This is a genomic window from Kribbella sp. NPDC051718 (genome assembly GCF_040681515.1).
In the GTDB taxonomy this organism is placed as follows: domain Bacteria; phylum Actinomycetota; class Actinomycetes; order Propionibacteriales; family Kribbellaceae; genus Kribbella.
The window spans coordinates 437,615-458,855 of record NZ_JBFAYZ010000001.1; the positions used below are offsets into that span (position 1 = coordinate 437,615).

Annotated in this window: 18 protein-coding genes and 1 pseudogene; 2 read left to right on the forward strand and 17 right to left on the reverse strand. The window is 68.0% G+C overall.

The window, feature by feature from the left end; all coding sequences use genetic code 11:
• Positions 1-58 precede the first annotated feature (58 nt).
• From AB0M15_RS02095 to AB0M15_RS02150, 12 genes and pseudogenes are all read right to left on the reverse strand, one after another.
• Positions 59-522: pseudogene (locus AB0M15_RS02095) on the reverse strand (phosphoglycerate mutase family protein).
• A complete protein-coding gene (guaA, locus tag AB0M15_RS02100; protein WP_363813012.1) occupies positions 513-2,063 on the reverse strand; it encodes a glutamine-hydrolyzing GMP synthase in 1,551 nt (516 codons plus the stop codon). Before guaA ends, AB0M15_RS02095 begins: the two are co-directional and overlap by 10 nt.
• Positions 2,060-3,142 carry a hypothetical protein gene (locus AB0M15_RS02105; RefSeq protein WP_363813014.1) on the reverse strand — a complete coding sequence of 361 codons (1,083 nt, stop codon included), beginning with the start codon at positions 3,140-3,142 and terminating at the stop codon, positions 2,060-2,062. Before AB0M15_RS02105 ends, guaA begins: the two co-directional genes overlap by 4 nt.
• Positions 3,143-3,157: 15 nt before the next feature.
• On the reverse strand, positions 3,158-3,949 hold the full coding sequence (locus AB0M15_RS02110; protein ID WP_363813016.1) for a hypothetical protein: 792 nt from the start codon (positions 3,947-3,949) through the stop codon (positions 3,158-3,160).
• A gap of 163 nt (positions 3,950-4,112) precedes the next feature.
• Complete coding sequence (locus tag AB0M15_RS02115; protein WP_363813017.1) at positions 4,113-5,066, reverse strand: hypothetical protein; 954 nt, start codon at positions 5,064-5,066, stop codon at positions 4,113-4,115.
• A gap of 87 nt (positions 5,067-5,153) precedes the next feature.
• Positions 5,154-5,816 (reverse strand): dethiobiotin synthase, encoded by a 663-nt coding sequence (bioD, locus tag AB0M15_RS02120; protein WP_363813019.1) that lies wholly within the window; start codon positions 5,814-5,816, stop codon positions 5,154-5,156.
• The gene (locus tag AB0M15_RS02125) at positions 5,813-6,934 is read right to left on the reverse strand and encodes an 8-amino-7-oxononanoate synthase (RefSeq protein ID WP_363813021.1); all 1,122 of its coding nucleotides are present in this window, start codon (positions 6,932-6,934) and stop codon (positions 5,813-5,815) included. The genes bioD and AB0M15_RS02125 overlap by 4 nt, the downstream gene beginning before the upstream one ends.
• Positions 6,934-8,250 carry an adenosylmethionine--8-amino-7-oxononanoate transaminase gene (bioA, locus tag AB0M15_RS02130; protein ID WP_363813023.1) on the reverse strand — a complete coding sequence of 439 codons (1,317 nt, stop codon included), beginning with the start codon at positions 8,248-8,250 and terminating at the stop codon, positions 6,934-6,936. The genes AB0M15_RS02125 and bioA overlap by 1 nt, the downstream gene beginning before the upstream one ends.
• Positions 8,247-8,435, reverse strand: a complete 189-nt coding sequence (locus AB0M15_RS02135; protein WP_363813025.1) for a hypothetical protein — start codon at positions 8,433-8,435, stop codon at positions 8,247-8,249. Before AB0M15_RS02135 ends, bioA begins: the two co-directional genes overlap by 4 nt.
• Complete coding sequence (gene bioB / locus AB0M15_RS02140) at positions 8,432-9,427, reverse strand: biotin synthase BioB (protein ID WP_363813027.1); 996 nt, start codon at positions 9,425-9,427, stop codon at positions 8,432-8,434. Before bioB ends, AB0M15_RS02135 begins: the two co-directional genes overlap by 4 nt.
• A gap of 628 nt (positions 9,428-10,055) precedes the next feature.
• Positions 10,056-11,774 (reverse strand): GMC family oxidoreductase, encoded by a 1,719-nt coding sequence (locus AB0M15_RS02145; protein WP_363813029.1) that lies wholly within the window; start codon positions 11,772-11,774, stop codon positions 10,056-10,058.
• Positions 11,771-13,363 carry a succinic semialdehyde dehydrogenase gene (locus AB0M15_RS02150; RefSeq protein ID WP_363813031.1) on the reverse strand — a complete coding sequence of 531 codons (1,593 nt, stop codon included), beginning with the start codon at positions 13,361-13,363 and terminating at the stop codon, positions 11,771-11,773. Before AB0M15_RS02150 ends, AB0M15_RS02145 begins: the two co-directional genes overlap by 4 nt.
• 162 nt (positions 13,364-13,525) lie before the next feature.
• Between AB0M15_RS02150 and AB0M15_RS02155 the strand changes: the two genes are divergently transcribed.
• Both AB0M15_RS02155 and AB0M15_RS02160 read left to right on the forward strand, forming a co-directional pair.
• Positions 13,526-14,965, forward strand: coding sequence for a hypothetical protein (locus AB0M15_RS02155; protein WP_363813032.1), 1,440 nt, complete (start codon positions 13,526-13,528; stop codon positions 14,963-14,965).
• 52 nt (positions 14,966-15,017) lie between these two features.
• On the forward strand, positions 15,018-15,935 hold the full coding sequence (locus tag AB0M15_RS02160) for a TIGR03086 family metal-binding protein (RefSeq protein ID WP_363813034.1): 918 nt from the start codon (positions 15,018-15,020) through the stop codon (positions 15,933-15,935).
• A gap of 2 nt (positions 15,936-15,937) precedes the next feature.
• Here the strand turns inward: AB0M15_RS02160 and AB0M15_RS02165 are convergent, their stop codons facing one another.
• The 5 genes from AB0M15_RS02165 to guaB all read right to left on the reverse strand — a co-directional run bounded on the left by AB0M15_RS02165 (position 15,938) and on the right by guaB (position 20,965).
• Entirely contained in the window at positions 15,938-16,345 is a 408-nt protein-coding gene (locus tag AB0M15_RS02165; RefSeq protein WP_363813036.1) for a hypothetical protein, read from the reverse strand.
• Between the two features lie 50 nt (positions 16,346-16,395).
• Complete coding sequence (locus AB0M15_RS02170) at positions 16,396-17,502, reverse strand: GuaB3 family IMP dehydrogenase-related protein (protein WP_328329197.1); 1,107 nt, start codon at positions 17,500-17,502, stop codon at positions 16,396-16,398.
• A gap of 35 nt (positions 17,503-17,537) precedes the next feature.
• A complete protein-coding gene (locus tag AB0M15_RS02175; RefSeq protein WP_363813038.1) occupies positions 17,538-18,209 on the reverse strand; it encodes a DUF4276 family protein in 672 nt (223 codons plus the stop codon).
• The gene (locus AB0M15_RS02180) at positions 18,206-19,345 is read right to left on the reverse strand and encodes an AAA family ATPase (RefSeq protein ID WP_363813040.1); all 1,140 of its coding nucleotides are present in this window, start codon (positions 19,343-19,345) and stop codon (positions 18,206-18,208) included. The genes AB0M15_RS02175 and AB0M15_RS02180 overlap by 4 nt, the downstream gene beginning before the upstream one ends.
• 105 nt (positions 19,346-19,450) lie before the next feature.
• Positions 19,451-20,965 (reverse strand): IMP dehydrogenase, encoded by a 1,515-nt coding sequence (guaB, locus tag AB0M15_RS02185; RefSeq protein WP_363813042.1) that lies wholly within the window; start codon positions 20,963-20,965, stop codon positions 19,451-19,453.
• Positions 20,966-21,241: the final 276 nt, after the last annotated feature.

The window sequence follows — 21,241 nt, forward strand, 5'->3', positions numbered from 1 at the left end:
CAACCGATCCCCCCGAATTCTGCAGGAACTCTCAGCAATCCACCACATGGCGGGGCTCCTACCGGTTAGCGAAGGCCGGCCCGTCGTCCTTCAGTTGGTCCCCCGCCACGGCGATTCGCCGACCGTCCGTGTTCAGCAGTTGGCCGACCGTCGCGGTTGCCGTCAGCGAGGCCACGGCGCGGAGTACGCCTGCATGGGCAACCACAAGGACCACCGGCGCGAGAGCCGCAGCACTCTTCAGCCCTCGCTGGACCCGGTCGGCGAACAGGTCGAAAGGTTCGGCTCGGCGAGGCCCAGGGGCTTGGCGACGATCGCGGCGGTCTCTCGTGCCCGGCTCAGGTCGGAGCAGCTGACGGCTCCGATTCCGGCGTCGCGACAACGACGAGCCAGCTTGGCTGCTTGCTGCCTGCCGAGCTGGGTCAACGGTGGATCTGCCTGCCCGGCCCATCGGCCGTCCGCGTTCCAGGTCGACTGACCGTGGCGGACGACGAGGAGCTGAACCGTGGTGAGGGCTACTCCCACTCGATGGTGCCCGGCGGCTTGCTGGTGATGTCCAGGGTGACCCGGTTGATCTCGTCCACCTCGTTGGTGATCCGGGTGGAGATCTTCTCCAGGACGTCGTACGGCAGGCGGGCCCAGTCGGCGGTCATCGCGTCCTCGCTGGTGACCGGGCGCAGCACGACCGGGTGGCCGTAGGTGCGGCCGTCACCCTGGACACCGACCGAGCGGACGTCGGCGAGCAGCACCACCGGGAACTGCCAGATGTCGCGGTCGAGGCCGGCCGCGGTCAGCTCGGTGCGGGCGATCAGGTCGGCCGCGCGGAGGATCTCCAGCCGGTCCTTGGTGACCTCGCCGATGATCCGGATCGAGAGGCCCGGGCCGGGGAACGGGTGCCGGTAGACCAGCGTCTCGGGCAGGCCGAGGGCGATACCGAGCTCGCGGACCTCGTCCTTGAACAGCGTCCGCAGCGGCTCGATCAGCGAGAACTGCAGGTCGTCCGGCAGGCCGCCGACGTTGTGGTGGGACTTGATGTTGGCCGTCCCGGTACCGCCGCCGGACTCGACCACGTCCGGGTACAGGGTGCCTTGAACCAGGAACTCGATGTGCCGCTCGGCGTCCAGCTTGCGGGCGGTCGCCTCGAAGGTGCGGATGAACTCGCGACCGACGATCTTGCGCTTCTGCTCCGGCTCGGTGACACCGGCCAGCGCGCCGAGGAACTGGTCCTCCGCGTCGACGACCTCGAGCCGGGTGCCGGTGACCGCGACGAAGTCCTTCTCGATCTGGTCGGACTCACCGGCGCGCTGCAGCCCGTGGTCGACGTACACACAGGTGAGCTGGTCGCCGATCGCCTTGCTGACCAGGGCCGCCGCGACGGCGGAGTCGACGCCGCCGGACAGCGCGCACAGGACCTGCTTGTCGCCGACCTGCTGGCGGATCAGCTCGACCTGCTCGTCGACCAGGTTGGTGGTCGTCCAGTCGCCCTTGCAGCCGGCGATGTCGAGGAGGAAGTGCTCGAGCACGGCCTGCCCGGCCTGCGAGTGCAGCACCTCCGGGTGCCACTGCACACCGGCCAGCTTGCGGTCCAGGTCCTCGAAGGCCGCCACCGGCGCACCCTCGGAGGCAGCCAGTACGTCGAACCCGGCCGGCGCGGCGTGCACCGCGTCACCGTGGGACATCCAGACGCTGAGGTCCGCGGGGATACCGGCCAGCAGCGTGCCGGCCGCACCGACGGTCACCGGGGTCCGGCCGAACTCACGCAGCCCGGTACGCCGGACGTCGCCGCCGAGCGTCTGGGCCATCGCCTGGAACCCGTAGCAGATCCCGAACGCGGGCACCCCGGCCTCGAACAGCCCCGACTCGACCCGCGGCGCGCCCTCGGCGTACACAGACTGCGGTCCGCCGGACAAGATGATCGCCTTCGGATTCCGGGCCAGCATCTCCTCGACCGCCATCGACGACGGCACGATCTCGGAGTACACGTTGGCCTCGCGCACCCGGCGCGCGATCAACTGCGCGTACTGCGCCCCGAAGTCGACGACCAGAACCAGCTCATGCTCAGTCACTTGTCAAGGGTATCGGTGCAGGTCAGCTCCGCTGTAATCAGCACTCTCGCCGGCGCCCGGAACGACAACAACTCAATCATCGGCGGCTCGGCCTCAACCGCCCGTACTACGGACAGCAACGACGCCGCACACTCCAAGGCCACCCGCGCCTCCAACCGAGCCAGCCCCGCCCCGAGACACCGATGAACCCCAAGCCCAAAAGCCAGATCGGCCGGCCCGCCATGCCCGCTGAGCCCAAGAAGCAAGGGCGCCCCACCAGGCACCTCAACCCCACCGACCACAGCAGGCCCCGCCGTAACCCGCCGCCAGGTCGGCACCGAAGACGCCTCCCGCAACACCTCCTCGACAACTTCTGTGGGGTTGTCCACCACTCGTCCAAGAGTCTTCTGAAAGGCAGTAGAAATCAGTTGGGTGGTTGTTTCCTGGCCTGCGATCAGCAAGAAGTAGGCAACTGCACACACCTCTTCGTCGCTCAACCCCAACCGCACCAGCACGCCGAACAGGTCATCTCCGGGCAGTCGCCTCGAAGCCTTCACCTGCTTGCGTAGCCAGTTGTAGAACTCTGCTGCGCTGTGGGCGAGCTCCAACTGGCGGTCCTCGTCGGGCCAGCCCCAGAACAACTCGAGCGACTCCCGGCCCCACGCCTTCAATGCCGGTACGTCGACATCGCGCAGCCCGAGCAAATGCAGCAACACCACCGCCGGCGGCTCAGCGGCGACCACCTCGACCAGATCCACAGGCCCGTCCTCCAGCAGTGCCTGGGCAGTGGCGACCCGCTCGGAGACCAACCGTCGTGTCAGCGGTTCGACGGCAGCAACCCGGGCCGGGCTGAAGAAGCGGGCAACGGCAGCACGGATCGGCCGATGCGACGCCCCAGCGTTGTTCGCCAGCGTCGGCGGCAACGCGAACCCGGCCCCTTGCAGCACCCGCAGTGCCTTCACACTCAACGCAGTGTGAGCGACCACCGCATTGTCCGGCCGGAACGTCCCCGGATCGAGCAGCACCTCGCGGACCTCGTCCGGCTCGTCGATGACCCACATGCCCAGCGCTTCGTCGTACCGGGCAGGGCAGTGGGTCACCGAGCGAGTGTAGATCTAACCGAGCGGGGTGATCCGCGCTGTCCAATCGGCACCGATCGTCGCGAGCGCGTTGCCCGAGACATCGAAGCCGGGCCGCGTCTCACCGACCTCCGTCGACATACCGGTCACCAGATCGAGAACCCGCACCTGTCGCACCTGCTGATCCCCACCATGCTGGACCGTGTACGCCGCCTTGGCGCCACCCACCTTGAGCTGTCCGTACCCCAACTCCCCGCCGAGCGCGACCCCTTCGGTCACCACCCCGGTCGCCAGATTGCGATAGCCGATCCGGTACCCCGCACCCGTGTAGCTCAGCCAGACCAGGTACTGCGAGTCCGCATCCACCGCCAACGGCGATTCCGACCCGGCCGGCCGCATCACCGTCTCGGTCCCGGTCGCCAGATCCTTCTGCACGATCGCGAGGTCGTCGTCGTAGTGATAAAGCTTGCCATCGGCAACAGGCAGGAAGTCCTCCTCGCCCAGTACCGTGTTCGTCCCGGTCGCCTGGTCGTAGAGCATCGCGGTCTGATCGGAATAGAAGCCCTCGCAAACCCCATCCTCACAAGGCGGTCCGGCGTACTGCTCCCGGGTCCACCGAACCCACCGGCCGGTCACACTCATCGCGAAGTCCGGCGAAGCGCGCAGCCCATCCTGGTGCGAGACGAAGGCCAGCGACTGACTCCCGTTCGGTGAGATCAGCCGCAGATCACCGTGCGCGTCGAGATACGCCGTGCTCCGGCCCTCCACCGTCACCTGCGTCGCACGGACCACCGGTGCGACCGTGGTCTCCGCACCGAGATCGACCACGCCGTCCTGCACTTTGTAGCTGCGCTGGTAGAGCGTGTCCTTACCCGGCCGTCGCTGTAGAACACCCGGTCGGCACCGAGGGCAACCGATCCAGTGATCGGGACGAGTCGCTGGATCGCCTGCACCTGGGTCTTGGCCGCGGCAGCGCTGACCGCCGCTGCCTTCACGATCGAGGCCGGCGCGCGCCCGTTACGTCGTACACGAGCTTGGATCCGTTCGACGTCACGGTCCTGGTGCCGGTCAGCGTGGATGCGACACCACCCGCGGTGACCGATCCGGAGGTGCAGTTGTCGGCCTCACTCTGCGAGCAGATGTCCCAGCCGACCGAGGTACCGGCGACCGCGGTCCGGGAGACCCGGTCCGGCACGGTGCCGATCGCGTGTCCCGAGCCGGCGCTGCCGAGAGTGGCCAGCCAGATCGCGCTGCCACCGTCGGCGCCGTTGAATCTCGCCCAGCCGGCATGGGTCGCGGACAGCGAGAACGCCCACACACTGTCCCTCGGCAGGTCGGCGAGCACCACCTGCGCGGCCGGCGCGGCATACGGAACGTAGGTGACGGTGACGTTGCCGGCGGTCGAGGACTGCGGCGTGATCAGATAGCCGTTCGGGCCGGTCGCGACGATGTCACCGCCGGACGGATAGCCAGGCGTGCTGACCGTGCAGCCGCTCGCGGAGACGTCGACCCGCTCGCCGGAGCGGCCGATCCACCCGAACGGCGTGACCGCCAGGAACGCGATGTCCGACGGATCGATCCCACCGTCGTCAGCCGCTGCCGGCGTATCGGGCGGGCAGGTTCGGGTCTGCGGGTCGCCGATCAGCTGATAGTTCGTCCCGGGCCCTCTCCGGTAGATCTTGTCGCCGGCCAGCCGGCTGAAAAAGTCCGTCTGGTACGCCGGCGCCCCGGCCGGCTTGACCCAGGTCGCCGGTTCAGCGGAGTCGCCCACCCGGCTCACCTGGTAGAGCGTGCCCGCGCTCGATGCGCCGAGCACCCTGATCCGCGGCTGCTCCGACCGCACCCCGTTGAGCTTCTTCGTCCCCACCGGATCCGCAGCCGCTGCCGTCCCGGCCACCCCCGCCACCAGCAGACTCACCAGCGCCATCGATCCCAATATCTTCATCTATCCCCCACGGTTGATCGGACTCTGCTCTGTCCTACCCGCAGAGAAACCGATCTCCTACAGCCCGGGAGATGTCAAACCTGCAACTCACTCGAACCAGCCGGCCGCCGCAGCGACGAATACATCCCTGTCCAATGCGCCGGCACCTGCCGGGATCCGGCCGATCACCGGTACGCCGGTCGTGACCGGCAAGTCCTCCAGGTTGCACCGCTCAGCCAGATCCGGCTCAGCCGGCCACGACCCGATCACCAGCCCGGCGATCGGCAACCCGCGCGCCCGCAGCGCCTCGACCGTGAGCCCGGTGTGATTCAACGTCCCGAGCCCCGCGCGCGCAACGACCACGAACGCGAACGGAATCTCCAGCCGGGCAGCGAGATCGGCCAGATCGTTGCCATCGTCATCCAACCCGACAAGCAACCCACCCGCGCCCTCGACCAGCACCAGATCCCGATCCACCGCAAGCTTCTCGATCGCCCGCGCGTGCTCGTCGACCGACGGCAAGGCAACCTTCTGCCGACGTCCAGCCGTCGTCGGCGCCAACGGCTCCAGCAGCCGGACGCCTTCATGCAGATCATCCAGCCCGGTCAGCCGCGCGACATCCTGCAGATCCCCCGGCTCATCCGCCGTCACACCGGTCTGCGCAGGCTTCAGCACCGCCACACAGCCGTCCGCACTAGCAGCGAGCGCCGCCGTAACCACGGTCTTCCCCACGCCGGTGTCAGTGCCCGTGACGAACAGAACCCCGCTCACGAAACCTCCTGGATCGCACTGCTGATGACTTGGCAGGCTCGCTCGAGATCCTCGTCCGACAGTCCCGCATGCGCCGTCAGCCGGAGCCGGCTGATCCCGTCCGGCACCGACGGCGGCCGGAACACACCGACCCGTACTCCGGACGCCAAACAAGCCTCCGCCGCCGCGACCGCCTCCCGCGGACCAGGCATCGGCACGGACACGACAGCACCCGAAGACGGCCTGACCCCACACGCCTCAGCCAGCCGAGCCGCGGTCCGATGAATCTGCGCGGGCCGATCCGGCTCGCCCTGCAGAACCCTCAACGCGGCAAGAGCCGCCGCACAAGCAGCCGGGTTGAGCCCGGTGTCGAAGATGAACGACCGCGCCCGATTGACCAGATGCTCCCGCAGCACGGCCGGCCCGAGCACAACCCCACCCTGGCTAGCCATTGCCTTCGACAACGTCATGGTGACGATCACATGCTCCAGCCCGGCCAACCCGGCCGCAGCCACCGACCCACGCCCACCCCCGGTAACCCCGAGCCCATGCGCCTCATCAACCACCAGCACCGCGTCATGCTCCAACGCAAGCCCCGCCAACTGCTCCAACGGCGCCGCATCCCCGAGCACGCTGTAAACCGACTCCACCAGCACCACCGCATGCGGCTCACTGCGCTCAGCCAGCACCTTCCCAACAGCCTCGACATCGCTGTGCGGCACAACCTCGACCCGAGACCGCGCCAACCGGCAAGCATCCACGATCGACGCATGCACATGCTCATCCGAAACCAATACGGTCCCCGGCCCACCCAACGCGGTGACGACACCAAGGTTGGCCAGATACCCGGAGGAGAAGACAAGCCCAGCCTCATGCCCGGCATAGTCCGCAAGCTCAGACTCCAGCTCAGCATGAAGCGCAGTAGTCCCAGTCACCAACCGAGACGCAGTCGCCCCCGCCCCCCACTCCCGCACCGCAGCAACCGCAGCCTCCACAACCCGCGAATCGCACGCCAGCCCGAGGTAGTCGTTGCCAGCCAGATCAATCAGCACCTCGTCGGCAGCCCGCGCCCGAAGCCGCCGAGTCAGCCCCCGCGCCTCCAACGCAGCCGCCTTCGGCCCAAGCCAGTCCTTCAACATCAGTTGCCCTCAGCAATGGCTTCGGTGATGGCTGTGGTGATGGTGGTGATTTCCTCGGGCGTGCAGGTGTAGGGAGGCATCGTGTAGACGAGGTCTCGGAACGGGCGGACCCAGACGCCTCGGCTCAGTACTGCGTCTGTCATGCGTTTCATGTCAACCGGGCCGGCCAGCTGGACGACGCCGACCGCACCTAGGACTCGGACATCTTTTACGCCGGGGAGCGCAGCCGCGGGGGCTAGCCCGGTGGTGAGGCCGGTGGAGATTTCGGAGACCCGGGCCGACCAGTCCTGGGAGAGCAGCAAGTCGATGCTGGCCAGTGATACCGCGCAAGCGAGCGGGTTCGCCATGAAGGTGGGGCCGTGCATCAGGGCGCCGCCGGGGCCGGCTGAGACGGTGTGGGCTACGTCTGTCGTGCAGAGGGTGGCCGCCATCGAGAGGTAGCCACCGGTGAGAGCCTTGCCGACGCAGAGGATGTCGGGGGCTACGTCAGCGTGCTCGGAGGCGAACAGAGTGCCGGTGCGGCCGAAGCCGGTGGCGATCTCGTCGAGGATGAGGAGGAAGCCGTGCTCGTCGGCCAGTTCGCGCAGCAGCTTCAGGCAAGCCGGACTGTAGGGATACATCCCACCAGCACCCTGCAGGATCGGCTCGACGATGATCGCCGCCACCTGATCCCGGTACTCCGCAGCAATCGCCCGCATCGACGCGGCCCAGGCCAAGTACTCCGGATCATCCTCAGCCCGGGAAAACCCAGCCGGCGGCTGCGGCCCGAACACCTGCTCCTTCAGCGCGCCCGTGAACAACGAATGCATCCCGTTCACCGGATCGCACACGCTCATCGGCGCGAACGTATCGCCGTGGTACCCACCCCGGACGGTCAGCATCCGGGTCCGCCCGTTGTTGCCGCGGGCAACCTGATACTGCAGCGCGAGCTTGATCGCGACCTCGACCGACACCGACCCCGAGTCGCAGAAGAACACCTGCCGGATCGGCTCCGGCGTGATCTCCACCAACCGCTCGGCCAGCCGCACCGCCGGCTCGTGCGTCAGCCCACCGAACATCACATGGCTGAACGAGTCCACCTGCGCCTTCAGTGCCGCATCCAGCACCGGGTTCCGATACCCGTGGATCATGCACCACCACGACGCCATCGCGTCGATCGCCTCGACCGTGCCACCAGCCCCGTCGTCGAGCTGCAACCGCACCCCGGATGCCCCGCGCACCAAGTGCATCGGCGCGGGCTCGGTCAACGACGAGTACGGATGCCACAACGTCGCGGCATCCCGCCCGAGCAGTTCCTCAGCCGACCACATGGTCATCCGGCCAGCTCGCCATGGACGGAGCATTTGGCGGTCCAGCCCATCGGGTGCACCTGGACGACCATCCGGCGCCGGCACTCGGCGCAGTACCGCGGCGGTTCCATCGCCAACGCGCGACGGCAGTCCGAGTGACTGCCGTCGGCGGTGTCACGGCCGCAGTGGCCGCAGTAGAGCAGAGTGGTCATAGCGTCTTCTGGAGTTCCTTCACCGGCATCTTCAGGTCGGCCAGCAGGTCCAGGTCGGCGGTCGCCGGGCGGCCCAGCGTGGTCAGGTAGTTGCCGACGATGACGGCGTTGATGCCACCGAGCAGACCCTCGCGCGTGCCGAGGTCACCCAGTGTCAGCTCACGGCCGCCCGCGTACCGAAGTACCGTCTTCGGCATCGCCAGCCGGAACGCGGCGATCGTGCGCAGCGCGTCCTTGCCGGCCATGATCTCCATGTCGCCGAACGGGGTGCCAGGACGCGGGTTCAGGAAGTTCAGCGGTACTTCGTGCGGCTCCAGCTCAGCCAGCTGCGCGGCCAGCTCGGCACGCTGCTCGAGCGACTCCCCCATCCCGACCAGGCCGCCGCAGCACAGCTCCATGCCGGACTCGCGGACCATCAGGCAGGTGTCCCAGCGCTCCTCGAAGGAGTGCGTGGTGACCACGTCGCCGAAGTACGAGCGGGCCGACTCCAGGTTGTGGTTGTACCGGTGCACGCCCATCGCCTTGAGCTCGTCCACCTGCTCCTGGGTGAGCATGCCGAGCGAGCAGGCGATGTTGATGTCGACCTCGGCGTTGATCGCCTCGATGCCGGCCTTCACCTGCGACATCAGCCGGGCGTCCGGGCCCCGGACCGCGGCGACGATGCAGAACTCGGTCGCGCCGGTCTTCGCGGTCTCCTTCGCGGCCTCGACCAGCTCAGGGATGTTCAGCCAGACCGAGCGGACCGGCGAGGTGAACTGGCCCGACTGGGAGCAGAAGTGGCAGTCCTCCGGGCAGCCGCCGGTCTTCAGGGAGATGATCCCCTCGACCTCGACCTCCTCACCGCACCACTTGACCCGTACTTCGTGCGCCAGCGCGAGTAATGCGTCGAGTTGTTCGTCCGGCGATCGCAGGACCTCGACCAGCTGCTCCTGGGTGAGGCCGATCCCTCGCTCCAGAACCTGCTCACGCGCCACATCGAGGATGTCGTTCATGGTTCTCCTGCCTCATCGAACGGTCGGCCCACAGTAAGCCAGGGCCCGGGTGGCCGCTGCGAGGGGCGTCACCCCGCCAGAAAAAGTTTTGGGGAATCTCGTAACCCCTTGTGAGTGGCCTCGTTGATGTGTGCAGAGGCGGTGATCGCAAGAACACCGCTTCCGGTTACGAGGAGCGACTGCAAGGTCGCACATTACGAACAGCACGCAGAGTGATTACGGTCACCGCGAGCAGGTCAAAATGGCTCGGATCGGTAGTAGAGTGAGGACCACGAACTCGGGTCGCCAGCTATGGTTGGTGACCCGATCCCAAAGCGCCGGGCGCCTCACCCCGGCTTGAGTGAGCCCCTCGGGAAACGATTTGGGCGGAAACGTTCCCGAGGGGCTTGCTCCCTTTTACGGCAAAGACAAACCCTCAGAACAATTGTTCTGAGGGTTTTTCAGTTTCACAGCAGTGCATTCACGTCCCGTGACCATCACTGGTCACGGGACATTGTCATCACTGGGTCACGGTTTCGTCACAGCCTGCTCGCCCGGTTCGGGGAGGAACTCGTCCGCGGCCGGGGAGTGTTGTACCCCGATCCGGGTGCATTTCCCTCCCAGCCCCCAAGGCGGCAGCCGGGGTGGGTCAGCTGCTGGTGGTCGCGCCTGGCTTGTCAGGGTGGGTGATGGTGACGATGGGCAGGCGGAGTGCCGCTGGGGCATCGGCGGGCACCTCGGGGTTGGCCGGTGCGACCGGTGTCAGCTGCCGGTACTCCGAGCCGAGCGCCGGCCGGCCGTCGTCCTCCCCCTTGTTCGGCCAGAACGCCAGCGCCCGCTCCGCCTGGGCGGTGATCGTCAGGGACGGGTTCACCCCGAGGTTCGCGGAGATGGTCGAGCCGTCGACGATGTGCAGCCCGTCGTACCCGTAGACCCGGTGGTACGGATCCACCACGCCCGTCGCGGCCGAGTCGCCGATCGCGCAGCCACCGATGAAGTGCGCGGTCATCGGCACGTTGAACGGCTCGCCGATCGTGCCGCCCGGCGTCCCGCCCATCAGCTTCGCCATCCGCCGGACCACCTCGTTGGCGACCGGGATCCAGGACGGGTTCGGGGCGCCGTGCCCCTGCTTCGAGGTCAGCTTCCAGCGGCCGAGCTTGTCCCGCTTGCCGTAGGTGGTGATCGAGTTGTCCGCGGTCTGCATCACCAGCGCGATCACGGTCCGCTCGGACCAGTGCTTCAGGTCGTACAGCCGGCGCAGGTTCTTGCGCTGCAGCGCCATCTCCCGCAGCCAGGTCCGCCAGCGCGGCTTGTCGCCACCGCCGTCGGTCAGCACGGTCTGCAGCAGCGACATCGCGTTGCTGCCCCGGCCGTACCGGACCGGCTCGATGTGGGTGATGTCGTCCGGGTGGAACGACGAGGTGATCGCGACACCCCTAGTGTAGTCGACCGTCTTGTCCCGGGCGATTGCCCCGAGCAACGACTCCGAGTTGGTCCGGGTCAGTACGCCGAGCCGGTCGGACAGGTGCGGCAGCTTGCCTTCGTCGCGGAGCCGGTGAAGGAGCTTCGCGGTGCCGAGGGCGGAGGCAGCGAAGATGACCTGCTGGGCCGTGAACTTGCGGGTCGCCTTCTTGTTCGACGTCCGGCGCGTCTCGATCGCGTAGCCGCCACCGGGCAGCTCCTCGACGGACGTCACCGTGGTCATCGGGTACACCTGCGCGCCGGCCTTCTCAGCCAGGTACAGGTAGTTCTTGGTGAGCGTGTTCTTCGCGTTGTGCCGGCAGCCGGTCATGCACTCGCCACAGTCGATACAGCCGGTACGCCGCGGTCCGGCGCCGCCGAAGAACGGGTCGTCGACCTCGACGCCGGGCTCGCCGAAGAACACGCCGACCGGTGTCGGGTGGAAGGTGTCGCCGACGCCCATGTCGTCCGCGACCTGCTTCATCACCTTGTCGGCCGGGGTGAAGCCGGGATAGGTGGTGACGCCGAGCATGCGCTTGGCCTGGTCGTAGTACGGGGCGAGCTCGGCCTTCCAGTCGGTGATGTGCGCCCACTGCTTGTCGGTGTAGAAGGCCGGCAGCGGTTCGTACAGGGTGTTGGCGTAGACGAGGCTGCCGCCGCCGACTCCGGCGCCTGACAGGATGATCACGTCGCGCAGCGCGCTGATCCGCTGGATCCCGTACCAGCCGAGCTTCGGCGCGAACAGGAACCGGCTCTTGTCCCAGGAGTTCTTCGCGAACCCCTGGTCCTCGTACCGCGCGCCGGCCTCCAGGACCCCGACGTCATACCCCTTCTCGACCAGCCTCAGCGCTGAAACACTGCCACCGAAACCCGATCCGATGATGAGGACGTCGTGGTCGAAGCTCATGCGCGGCCCAGCTTCTTCAAGACCCGCAGGGCTCCGGTCATCAGTTCGGCGTAGGCCTCGTCCTTGAGTCCGTGCGAGGCGGCGATCGGGAGGACGCGCTGGGTGGCGATCGCCTGCGGGTCGACGTACCGGCGGATGCCCTCGACGCCCTGGCGGCGGCCGAGGCCGGAGGAGCGCATGCCGCCCATCGGGGTGTCGATCGAGCCGAAGGTCGCGGCGTAGCCCTCGTTGACGTTGACCGTGCCCGCGACCAGTTGAGCCGCGATCGCGCGGCCCCGGCGGCCGTCCTTGGTCCAGACGCTCGCGTTCAGTCCGTACTCGCCTTCGTTGGCGCGCTCGATCGCCTCCGCCTCGTCGGAGAACCGGTAGACCGACACCAGCGGCCCAAAAGTCTCGTTGTCGAAGCACTCCATCTCGGGCGTCACACCGGACAGCACGGTCGGCTCGTAGAAGAGCGGGCCGATGTCCGGCCGCGCCTTGCCACCGGCCAGTACGACGGCGCCGTGCTCGCGGGCGTTGTCGACGTGCCGGGTGACGGTCTCGAGCTGGGCCTTGGAGATGAGCGAGCCCATGTCGACGTCCCAGCCGGTGCCGGCCGAGAGCTTGAGCTTCTTCACCCGGTCCAGGAACGCGGTGATGAACGCGTCGTAGATCTGGTCGGCGACGTAGAGGCGTTCCATCGAGACGCAGAGCTGGCCGGCGCTGGAGAAGCAGGCCCGGACGGCGCCCTCGGCGGCTCGGTGCACGTCGGCGTCGCGTAGTACGAGCATCGGGTTCTTGCCACCGAGCTCGAGGCTGCAGCCGATCAGGCGCTCGCCTGCCTGCTGGGCGACGAGCTTGCCGGTCCTGGTCGAGCCGGTGAAGCAGACGTAGTCGGTGTTCTGGATGATCGCGCCGCCGACGGTCGGGCCGTCGCCGTTCACCGGCTGCCAGGCGTCGCGCGGGAGGCCGGCCTCGTAGAGCAACTCGATCGCGCGCAGAGCGGTGAGCGGCGTCTGGCTGTCGGGTTTGTGGACGACCGTGTTGCCGGCCATGATCGCCGGGATGCCGTCGGCCATCGCCATGCTGAGCGGGTAGTTCCAGGGCGAGATGATGCCGACGACACCCTTGGGTACGAACCGCTGCTCGGCGCGGGTGAGCACCGGGAACATGCCGAGTTTGCGCTGTGGGGCGAGCATTTCGGCGCCCTTGCGGCCGTAGTACCGGGCGGTCAGCGCGACGTGCGCGACCTCCTCGAAAGCCTGCTTACGGGCCTTGCCGGACTCGGTGATCACCAGGTCGACGAGTTCGTGGCGGTGGTCCAGGACGAGGTCGTGGTACCGCAGCAGGATGGCCGAGCGGTCGGCGAACGACGTGCCCTTCCAGCTCCGCTGCGTCTTGCGGGCGGACCGGACCGCGCGCACCACGTCGTCCGGACCGGACACCGGCAACTCGGCAACCGGTTGCCCGGTCGCCGGCGCATAGGAGGTGCGCGTACCCGCCGTCGCGCGCAACAGACCGGCCAGCCGACGGATGACCGATTGGTCGGTCGCGTACGACGCGGTCGGGTCGAGCTCGGGGTCGGCAGGAATCGAGGTCTGCTCGCTCATCCACCCAGGCTACCTGCCGGTAACAGCTCGTGTCAGTACTCGGGTGCTGCCAGACAGCACTCGGGTGCCACGGCACCGATGTAACGGTCGTCAACGCGCGCTTCCGGGTGGTTGTTGGCTATAGGGTGAGCGACTGAACCTGTGAAGGGGTTGAACGTAAAGATGGTGGACAGCGGGGGGCTCTGGACGCCCCCTGAGGACGAGCTCGGCGAGGCGCTGCAGACAGCCCAGGTGCTGATCGAGGAGGGCCGCGCCGACGAGGCCGGGCCGTACCAGCAGCGTGTCATCGAGCTGGCCAGGGAGCGTGCCGGGGATCGCCCGGATCACTACGAGGCCAAGCATCTGATGGCGGCGACGCAGTACGAGCTGGCCGGGTCGCTGAACGCCTCGGGCCGGCACGAGGAAGCGCTTGCCGCTCTGCACGAGGCCCAGCTCGGCTATACGGAGCTGGCCGATGCCGACGTACTGGACAGCACCTCGTTCCTCGCGGACATCCGCGCGCGACGGGCGATGACGCAGGCGCATCGCGGGTACGGGGCGACCGCAGTACTGGAGATGGACGGCGCGGTGATCGCGTACGGCCAGCTGGTCAGCGGCACGGACGGCCTGCTGCACCAGCCGGACTTCGCCCGGGTGCTCGCCATGAACGCGCTCATCCTCCGCCGGTACGGCGATCCCGATCTGGCTGTCGCGTCCGCCGATGCGGCGACCCAGTTGTTCCTGCAGCTGGCCGACCAGATCAACGCGAGCTCGCAGTCCTTGTCGTACGCGCGCTATCTCTGCTCGGCGACAGCCGTCTCGGCCGACATCCACGCCGCCGAGGGTCGGCTGGACCTCGCGCTGGAGGCCGACGAGATCGGGCTGAACACCGCGGACACACTGGCCGACTCCGAGTCGGCGACGGACCTGCGCACGCTCGTCTCCGCGCTGACCCGCAAGGGCAAACACCTCGGCATCGTCGGCCGGGTGCTGGAAGGCGAGAACTGCCTGCGGACCGCGTTCGCGACCGACCCGACGACGGCCGCGCTCGTCACCGAGGAGCTCGACCGCGGCGTACCGCCGTCGTTGACCACCGCGCTGGAGACGGCGGAGATCAAGCTCGGTCCGTACGAGCAGTACTACCGGCTGGTCGCGCTGAGCGAGCCCGCGCCGGGGATGACGCTGGCGACGGTGTCCGGCCGGACCGATCCGGAGTCGGCGGCGGTCCGGGCCACCGAGCTCGCCGAGCTGGTCCGCCCGATGCTCGCGCACGACGCCGAGACGGCCCTGACGCTCGGGCTCGAGGCGCACTATCTCTTCGCGATCTCGTCGGAGCGTGAATCGCAGCGGATGCGTTACGAGACGAGCACCTACGCGCCGGTCTGGGCGAAGGTACTGCTCGACATCTCCGGCGCCTATCACGCGAGCGGCCAGACGGAGATGGCGCTCGACCTGGCCGGCTGGAGCGCCGAGGTGGCGACCGCGCTGATCCCGTTCACAATGACGGACCTCGAGATGAAGATCCTGGCCGGCGACTGTCTGCGCCACCACGGTGACCTGCTGGCCGCTAAGGGTGACTTCACGGCTTCGCAGCACGCTCACGAGGCGGCGGCCCAGCTGTAACCATTGACCTGGTTCTCCCCCGGGCGCACTCTGACGCTTGGGGGAGGTTGTCATGGACGTTGTGGAACTCCATCGGCGGGCCGTTGCGGAATTCGTCCGGCAAGTGGCTGCGGTCCGGGCGGATCAGTGGGGCGCTCCGACGCCCTGCCCGGACTGGGATGTGCGCGAGCTGGTCAACCACGTCGTCGGCGAGGAGCGCTGGACGGTGCCGCTGATGGCGGGCCGGACGATCTCGGACGTCGGTTCCTCACTCGACGGTGACCTGCTCGGCGACGACCCTGCGTCGGCTGCGGATCAAGCGGCCCGCGCAGCCCAGGACGCGTTGGCCGAGGGCATCCCGCGCGCGGCGACCGTGCAGCTGTCGTATGGCGAGGAGTCGGCCGCGGAGTACGCGTATCAGCTGGCAGCCGACCATCTGGTGCATGGCTGGGATCTGGCCGTCGCGATCGGCCGCACCGCTCAGCTCGATCCCGAGGTGGTCGAGGCAGTGTCGTCGTGGTTCAAGGACCGGGAGGAGCTCTATCGCGGTGGCGGTGCGATCGGGGCGCGGGTCGACGGGTTCTCGAGCGCTACGGATTCGCTGATCGGCGCCTTCGGTCGTGATCCTGCGTGGACGCCCGGTCATACGGCAGTCGCGCTGCTGGGTGCGGCTTTCGGCGCGGGCGATGTCGACGGGATCATGGCGCAGATGACGGAGGACTGCGTCTTCGAGTCGACCTCACCGGCTCCGGACGGTGCTCGGTACGAGGGGGCGGACGCAGTACGGGAGCAGTGGCGCAAGCTGTTCGCCGAGACGCCCGATCCGCTCTTCGAGACCGAGGAATGGGTGGTGCGCGGCGACCGGGCGATCGTCCGGTGGAAGTTCTCCTGGGCGTCGGACGACGGCAGTCGCGGCCATATTCGCGGCGTCGACGTGATGCGGCTGCGCGACGGCAAGGTCGCGGAGAAGCTCTCCTACGTCAAGGGCTGAGGTCAGGCGTCCTGGGAGGACTGGTTCTCGGCGCGGAGGGCGCCGACGAAGAGGCCGGCCTCCAGCTCGGTCATGCCGGTCTCGCTGACCACCAGGGCGGTGGCCTGGTGGAGTTCGCCGGCTGCCTTGAGGGCGCGGGTGCGCTCGGCCAGGTTGTTGCCGGGCACCCGTAGTACCGGCGTGTCGGTCACCGGCGGAACATACCGGCCGAGCCGGATGTCCTCGACGATGTCCTTCGCGTGCTTCAGCTGGATGCCGGTCCGGTCCATCACGTACTTCACCGCGAACACGGTCTTCTTGGTCGTCAGGAGAAAACGGATCTGATCGACATCCTCCGACGTGAGCCGGGAGCGCGCCTCGGCGAGCACTACGTTGTCGACCTCGGTACGGCGGCTGCTGAACAGTCCCATGTAGCAATCCTCGCAGACTCAGCAAACCGCCGCGTCCCGCCCGGGCCAGGTCAGCCGACGACGACCTCGACCCGCTGGAACTCCTTGAGTTCGGTGTAGCCGGTGGTGGCCATCGCGCGCTTGAGGGCGCCGACGAGGTTCATCGTGCCGTCCGGGACGAACGACGGACCGAACAGGATCTGCTCCATCGTGCCGCTGACGCCGACCTCGACGCGCTCGCCGCGGGGCAGGTCCGCGTGCCAGGCCTCGGCGCCCCAGTGGAAGCCGCCGCCCGGTGCGTCGCTCGCGCGGGCCAGCGGTGAGCCGACCATGACCGCGTCGGCGCCACAGGCGATCGCCTTGGCCAGGTCACCGGAGCGACCGACCGAGCCGTCCGCGATGACGTGCACGTATCGGCCGCCGGACTCGTCCATGTAGTCCCGCCGGGCCGCTGCGACATCCGCGACCGCTGACGCCATCGGCACTGCGACCCCGAGCACCTTGCGGGTCGTGTGCGCCGCACCACCGCCGAAGCCGACCAGTACGCCGGCAGCGCCCGTCCGCATGAGGTGCAGAGCTGCCTGGTGCGTCGCGCAACCACCGACGATGACCGGTACGTCGAGGTCGTAGATGAACTGCTTGAGGTTGAGCGGCTCCGCCTGGCCCGACACGTGCTCGGCCGACACGGTCGTACCGCGGATGACGAACAGGTCGACACCCGCGTCGACGACGTGCTTGGCGAACTGCTTGGTCCGCTGCGGTGACAGCGCACCGGCCACGGTCACACCGGAGTCGCGGATCTCCTGCACCCGCTGGGAGATCAGCTCGGGCTTGATCGGCGCCGAGTAGATCTCCTGCAGCCGCGTGGTGGCCTGCTCCTTGCTGATGCTGGTGATCTCCTCCAGCAGCGACGTCGGGTCGTCGTACCGGGTCCAGAGTCCTTCGAGGTTCAGCACCCCGACCCCGCCGGCCTTGCCGATCGCGATCGCGGTGGCCGGCGACATCACCGAGTCCATCGGCGCCGCCAGGATCGGCAACTCGAACCGGTACGCATCAATCTGCCAAGCGACCGAAACCTCCTCCGGATCCCGCGTCCGCCGCGACGGCACAATCGCGATGTGGTCGAACGCATAAGCCTGCCGACCCCGCTTGGCCCGGCCGATCTCGATCTCGGTCATGGCCGCAGTTTAGGCCAAGTGGAACCGGGCGCCTGTCAGCGGCCGAGAAGTTCCGCCACCCAGGCCTTCAGACCTGGACACCGATCCATCACGGCCTCGAGCCCCACTTCACGGATAACCTCGACGCCGTCGATGACCTTGTCGTAGTCGGGCCAGCGGCGCAGCACTCGTTTGGACGGGGCGGTCTCGCGCGAGTCGTTCAGCAACTCGACATCGCCGCCGACGGTGGCCGCCTCCGCCTGCAGCGCCTTCGCGACCGACACATCACCGAGCAGGGATCCGGCCCCCACGGCGGCAGCGATCACCCAGGTCTCGAACTCGTGCAACACCACATGAGGCACAAACCGGTGGTTGCCGATCGCGGCCGCCATCGCATGCTCGCGGATCTCGGTGCACCTGCGAGGTTGGTGAGGACGCCGACAACAGTCCACGCCCGGCGCGTTTCTCGGGTAGGCGTAGAAGTCGACCAGGATCGACACACAGCGATAGTGCGACGCCCCCAACAGGCGGAGCAGGTCCTCCTGGTAGTGCTTCCAGACCATCCCGCCGCCTTTGTACGTCGTACCGTCCGCGAGGCGTGCGGTTTTGACGATCACCGGTGTGACATAGGCGCCGAACGACTGCAGGTACGGGGCGAGGATCTCGGTGACGAATGCAGATTCGGTCTGTCCTTCGACCAGGATCGCGATCTGGCGGAAGTCCGTCATCCACCCACCACGCGTGGGGAGTCGTCAGGACGTGGCCTGCCGCCGAGCAGGTTCTTCTCCCAGAGTTCGCCGAGCGAGTACTCGGACAGCCATTCCTCCAGCGCAGCGGGATCCGGGCGCTGGATCTGCGTTCCCGATCTGGTTCGCTCGACGATCGCCACCTCGTCGACGCTGAACTGTTCCAGCAGCGTCACCGACTGGGTGGCCGCGACGACGCGGCGATCTCGTGCCGCGCGCCGGAGCAGCGCTGCCAGTTGGTGGATGGCGAACGGGTGGAGACCGAGTTCGGGCTCGTCGAGGACCACTGTCCCCGGCGCATTGTCCTGCAGCAAAAGCACGGCCAGGCAGACGAATCGCAGCGTGCCGTCGCTCAGGTTGTCCGCGGAGAAGACTGAATCCAGCCCGCGCTCCCGCCACCTGAGCCGAATCGCCCCGCCCTCTTGCTCGAGCACGAAGTCGTCGAAGTACGGCGCAACGCCGCGCACCACGCGAACAATCCGTTGGTAGCGCGACGGGTCGTCCGCGCGAAGCCGCAGGAGCACCGCGGCGATGTTCTGCGCGTCGGGTGCCAGGGTCAAGTTGTCCGCTGGGTCGATCCGGCGTTTGGGCGGTGCGTCGGCACTGGTGTCGTCGAAATGAAAGACCCTGCAGCCGGCAACCAGGTGAAGGACATAGGACGCCTTCGCGTCGCCGGCTGCTTCTGCCCGTAGCCGACTCTCACGCGCAGTGCCGAGGCCGGTCTCGTGCGGCCGGTCGTACCTCGAGCGATCATGGAACATCGTCGTCTCACGGATCAGACCGAGGTCATCGGGACCGGGCTCGATCCGGACCTTGTAACCGTTCGAGATCTCCGCCTGCCACTCACCCCAGACCTCGATCTCGATGGCCGTCGGGGTCAGCGCCGGGTCGGTTGATCGATGCAGAATGGCCGCAAAACCACCGCTCCTGAGCAGGTGGTCGTTCAGCTGCTGATCGATCACCCGGCCGAGCATCTCGAAGGCGTCGACGACGTTGCTCTTACCCGCGCCGTTCGGCCCCACCAGCAAGGTGACCGGGCTGGACAGATCCAGGACAGCATGGTCCAGCGAGGTGAGGCCACTCACCTTGATCTGCCGAAGTGGTACCTCTCCAGCCACAAATGCACCTTCCGTCACGCAGAGCGTAACAACGGAACCTTGTCATTCGACAAGACATTCACCACCGGCGGCCCGTCGGACCACAGCCGCCGGCGGTGCTGATGCTCAGCGGCCGGAGTAGTTCGGCGCTTCGACCGTCATCTGGATGTCGTGCGGGTGGGACTCCTGCAGGCCGGCCGAGGTGATCCGGACGAACTGGCCCTTCTCCTGCAGCTCGGGGACGGTGCGGGAGCCGCAGTACCACATGGACTGGCGCAGGCCGCCGATCAGCTGGTGGGCGACGGCGGACAGCGGGCCGCGGTACGGGACCTGGCCCTCGACGCCCTCGGCGATCAGCTTCTCGTCGCTGCCGACGTCGCTTTGGAAGTACCGGTCCTTGGAGTACGACTTGCGCAGGCCACCGGACGACTGCATCGCACCGAGCGAGCCCATCCCCCGGTATGCCTTGAACTGCTTGCCGTTGATGAAGACGAGGTCGCCGGGCGACTCCTCGCAGCCGGCCAGCAGCGAGCCGAGCATCACGGTGTCCGCGCCGGCGACGAGCGCCTTGGCGATGTCACCGGAGTACTGCAGGCCGCCGTCGCCGATCACCGGTACGCCGGCCGGCTTGCAGGCCAGCGACGCCTCGTAGATCGCGGTGACCTGCGGGACGCCGACGCCGGAGACGACTCGGGTGGTGCAGATCGAGCCCGGTCCGACGCCGACCTTGACGCCGTCCGCGCCCGCGTCGACCAGCGCCTTGGCGCCGGCCCGGGTGCCGACGTTGCCGCCGATGATGTCGACGCCGCGGGTGGCCGGGTCGGCCTTGAGCTTGCGGATGATGTCCAGCTGGGCCTGCGAGTGACCGTGCGCGGTGTCGACCACCAGCACGTCGACGCCGGCCTCGATCAGCGTCATGCCGCGCTTCCAGGCCTCACCGAAGAAGCCGATCGCGGCACCGACCACGAGCCGCCCGGAGGCGTCCTTGGTGGCCAGCGGGAACTGGTCGCGCTTGACGAAGTCCTTCAGCGTGATCAGGCCGGTCAGCTTGCCGGACTCGTCGACCAGCGGCAGCTTCTCGATCTTGTGCTGGCTGAGCAGCTTGATCGCGTCGTCGGCCGAGATGCCCTGCGGGCCGGTGACGAGTGGCTGCCGGGTCATCACCTCGTGGATCGGCCGGCTCGGGTCGTTCTCGAAGCGCATGTCACGGTTGGTGACGATGCCGACCAGGACGCCGGCGTTGTCGACCACCGGCACACCGGAGATCCGGTACTGACCGCAGAGCGCGTCGGCCTCGCCGATCGTCGCGTCCGGGCCGATGGTGATCGGCTGGGCGATCATCCCGGACTCGGACCGCTTGACCAGGTCGACCTGCTGGGCCTGGTCCTCGATCGAGTTGTTGCGGTGCAGCACGCCGAGGCCGCCCTGGCGGGCCATCGCGATCGCCATCCGCGCCTCGGTGACGGTGTCCATCGCGCTGGACACCAGCGGGATGTTCACCTCGATGTTGCGGCTGACGCGGGACTTGGTGACGGCCTCCGACGGGATCACGTCGGACTCGTTCGGTTGCAGTAGCACGTCGTCGAACGTCAGTCCGAGCACGGCGAACTTGTCGGGAACTCCAGCGGGTGTGATGTCCATGAGGAAGGCAAGCACCTTTGCACGGCGAGAACGGGCTCCCATCGTAAGCCGCCCGAACCCAGCCCCCCGAATCGGTCCTCCCCAACCACCCCACCAGCAGCCACCGAACAGAACCACTCCACAGCCCCGTCGCCCAGCGCACTCCCCCTCTTCCGCCCCACCCCGGCGCGGGGCGCCACGCTCTTCCGCCCCACCCCGGCGCGGGGCGCCACGCTCTTCCGCCCCACCCCGGCGCGGGGCGCCACGCTCTTCCGCCCCACCCCGGCGCGGGGCGCG

What these genes read in the sequence shown, in the direction of transcription:
- AB0M15_RS02170 (WP_328329197.1), bottom strand. Translation starts at nt 17,502, where the DNA reads ATGACCGAGATCGAGATCGGCCGGGCCAAGCGGGGTCGGCAGGCTTAT.
- guaB (WP_363813042.1), bottom strand. Translation starts at nt 20,965, where the DNA reads ATGGACATCACACCCGCTGGAGTTCCCGACAAGTTCGCCGTGCTCGGA.
- AB0M15_RS02165 (WP_363813036.1), bottom strand. Translation starts at nt 16,345, where the DNA reads ATGGGACTGTTCAGCAGCCGCCGTACCGAGGTCGACAACGTAGTGCTC.
- AB0M15_RS02135 (WP_363813025.1), bottom strand. Translation starts at nt 8,435, where the DNA reads ATGACCACTCTGCTCTACTGCGGCCACTGCGGCCGTGACACCGCCGAC.
- AB0M15_RS02150 (WP_363813031.1), bottom strand. Translation starts at nt 13,363, where the DNA reads ATGAGCGAGCAGACCTCGATTCCTGCCGACCCCGAGCTCGACCCGACC.
- bioB (WP_363813027.1), bottom strand. Translation starts at nt 9,427, where the DNA reads ATGAACGACATCCTCGATGTGGCGCGTGAGCAGGTTCTGGAGCGAGGG.
- AB0M15_RS02155 (WP_363813032.1), top strand. Translation starts at nt 13,526, where the DNA reads ATGGTGGACAGCGGGGGGCTCTGGACGCCCCCTGAGGACGAGCTCGGC.
- bioA (WP_363813023.1), bottom strand. Translation starts at nt 8,250, where the DNA reads ATGACCATGTGGTCGGCTGAGGAACTGCTCGGGCGGGATGCCGCGACG.
- AB0M15_RS02160 (WP_363813034.1), top strand. Translation starts at nt 15,018, where the DNA reads ATGGACGTTGTGGAACTCCATCGGCGGGCCGTTGCGGAATTCGTCCGG.
- AB0M15_RS02125 (WP_363813021.1), bottom strand. Translation starts at nt 6,934, where the DNA reads ATGTTGAAGGACTGGCTTGGGCCGAAGGCGGCTGCGTTGGAGGCGCGG.
- AB0M15_RS02175 (WP_363813038.1), bottom strand. Translation starts at nt 18,209, where the DNA reads ATGACGGACTTCCGCCAGATCGCGATCCTGGTCGAAGGACAGACCGAA.
- AB0M15_RS02145 (WP_363813029.1), bottom strand. Translation starts at nt 11,774, where the DNA reads ATGAGCTTCGACCACGACGTCCTCATCATCGGATCGGGTTTCGGTGGC.
- AB0M15_RS02115 (WP_363813017.1), bottom strand. Translation starts at nt 5,066, where the DNA reads ATGAAGATATTGGGATCGATGGCGCTGGTGAGTCTGCTGGTGGCGGGG.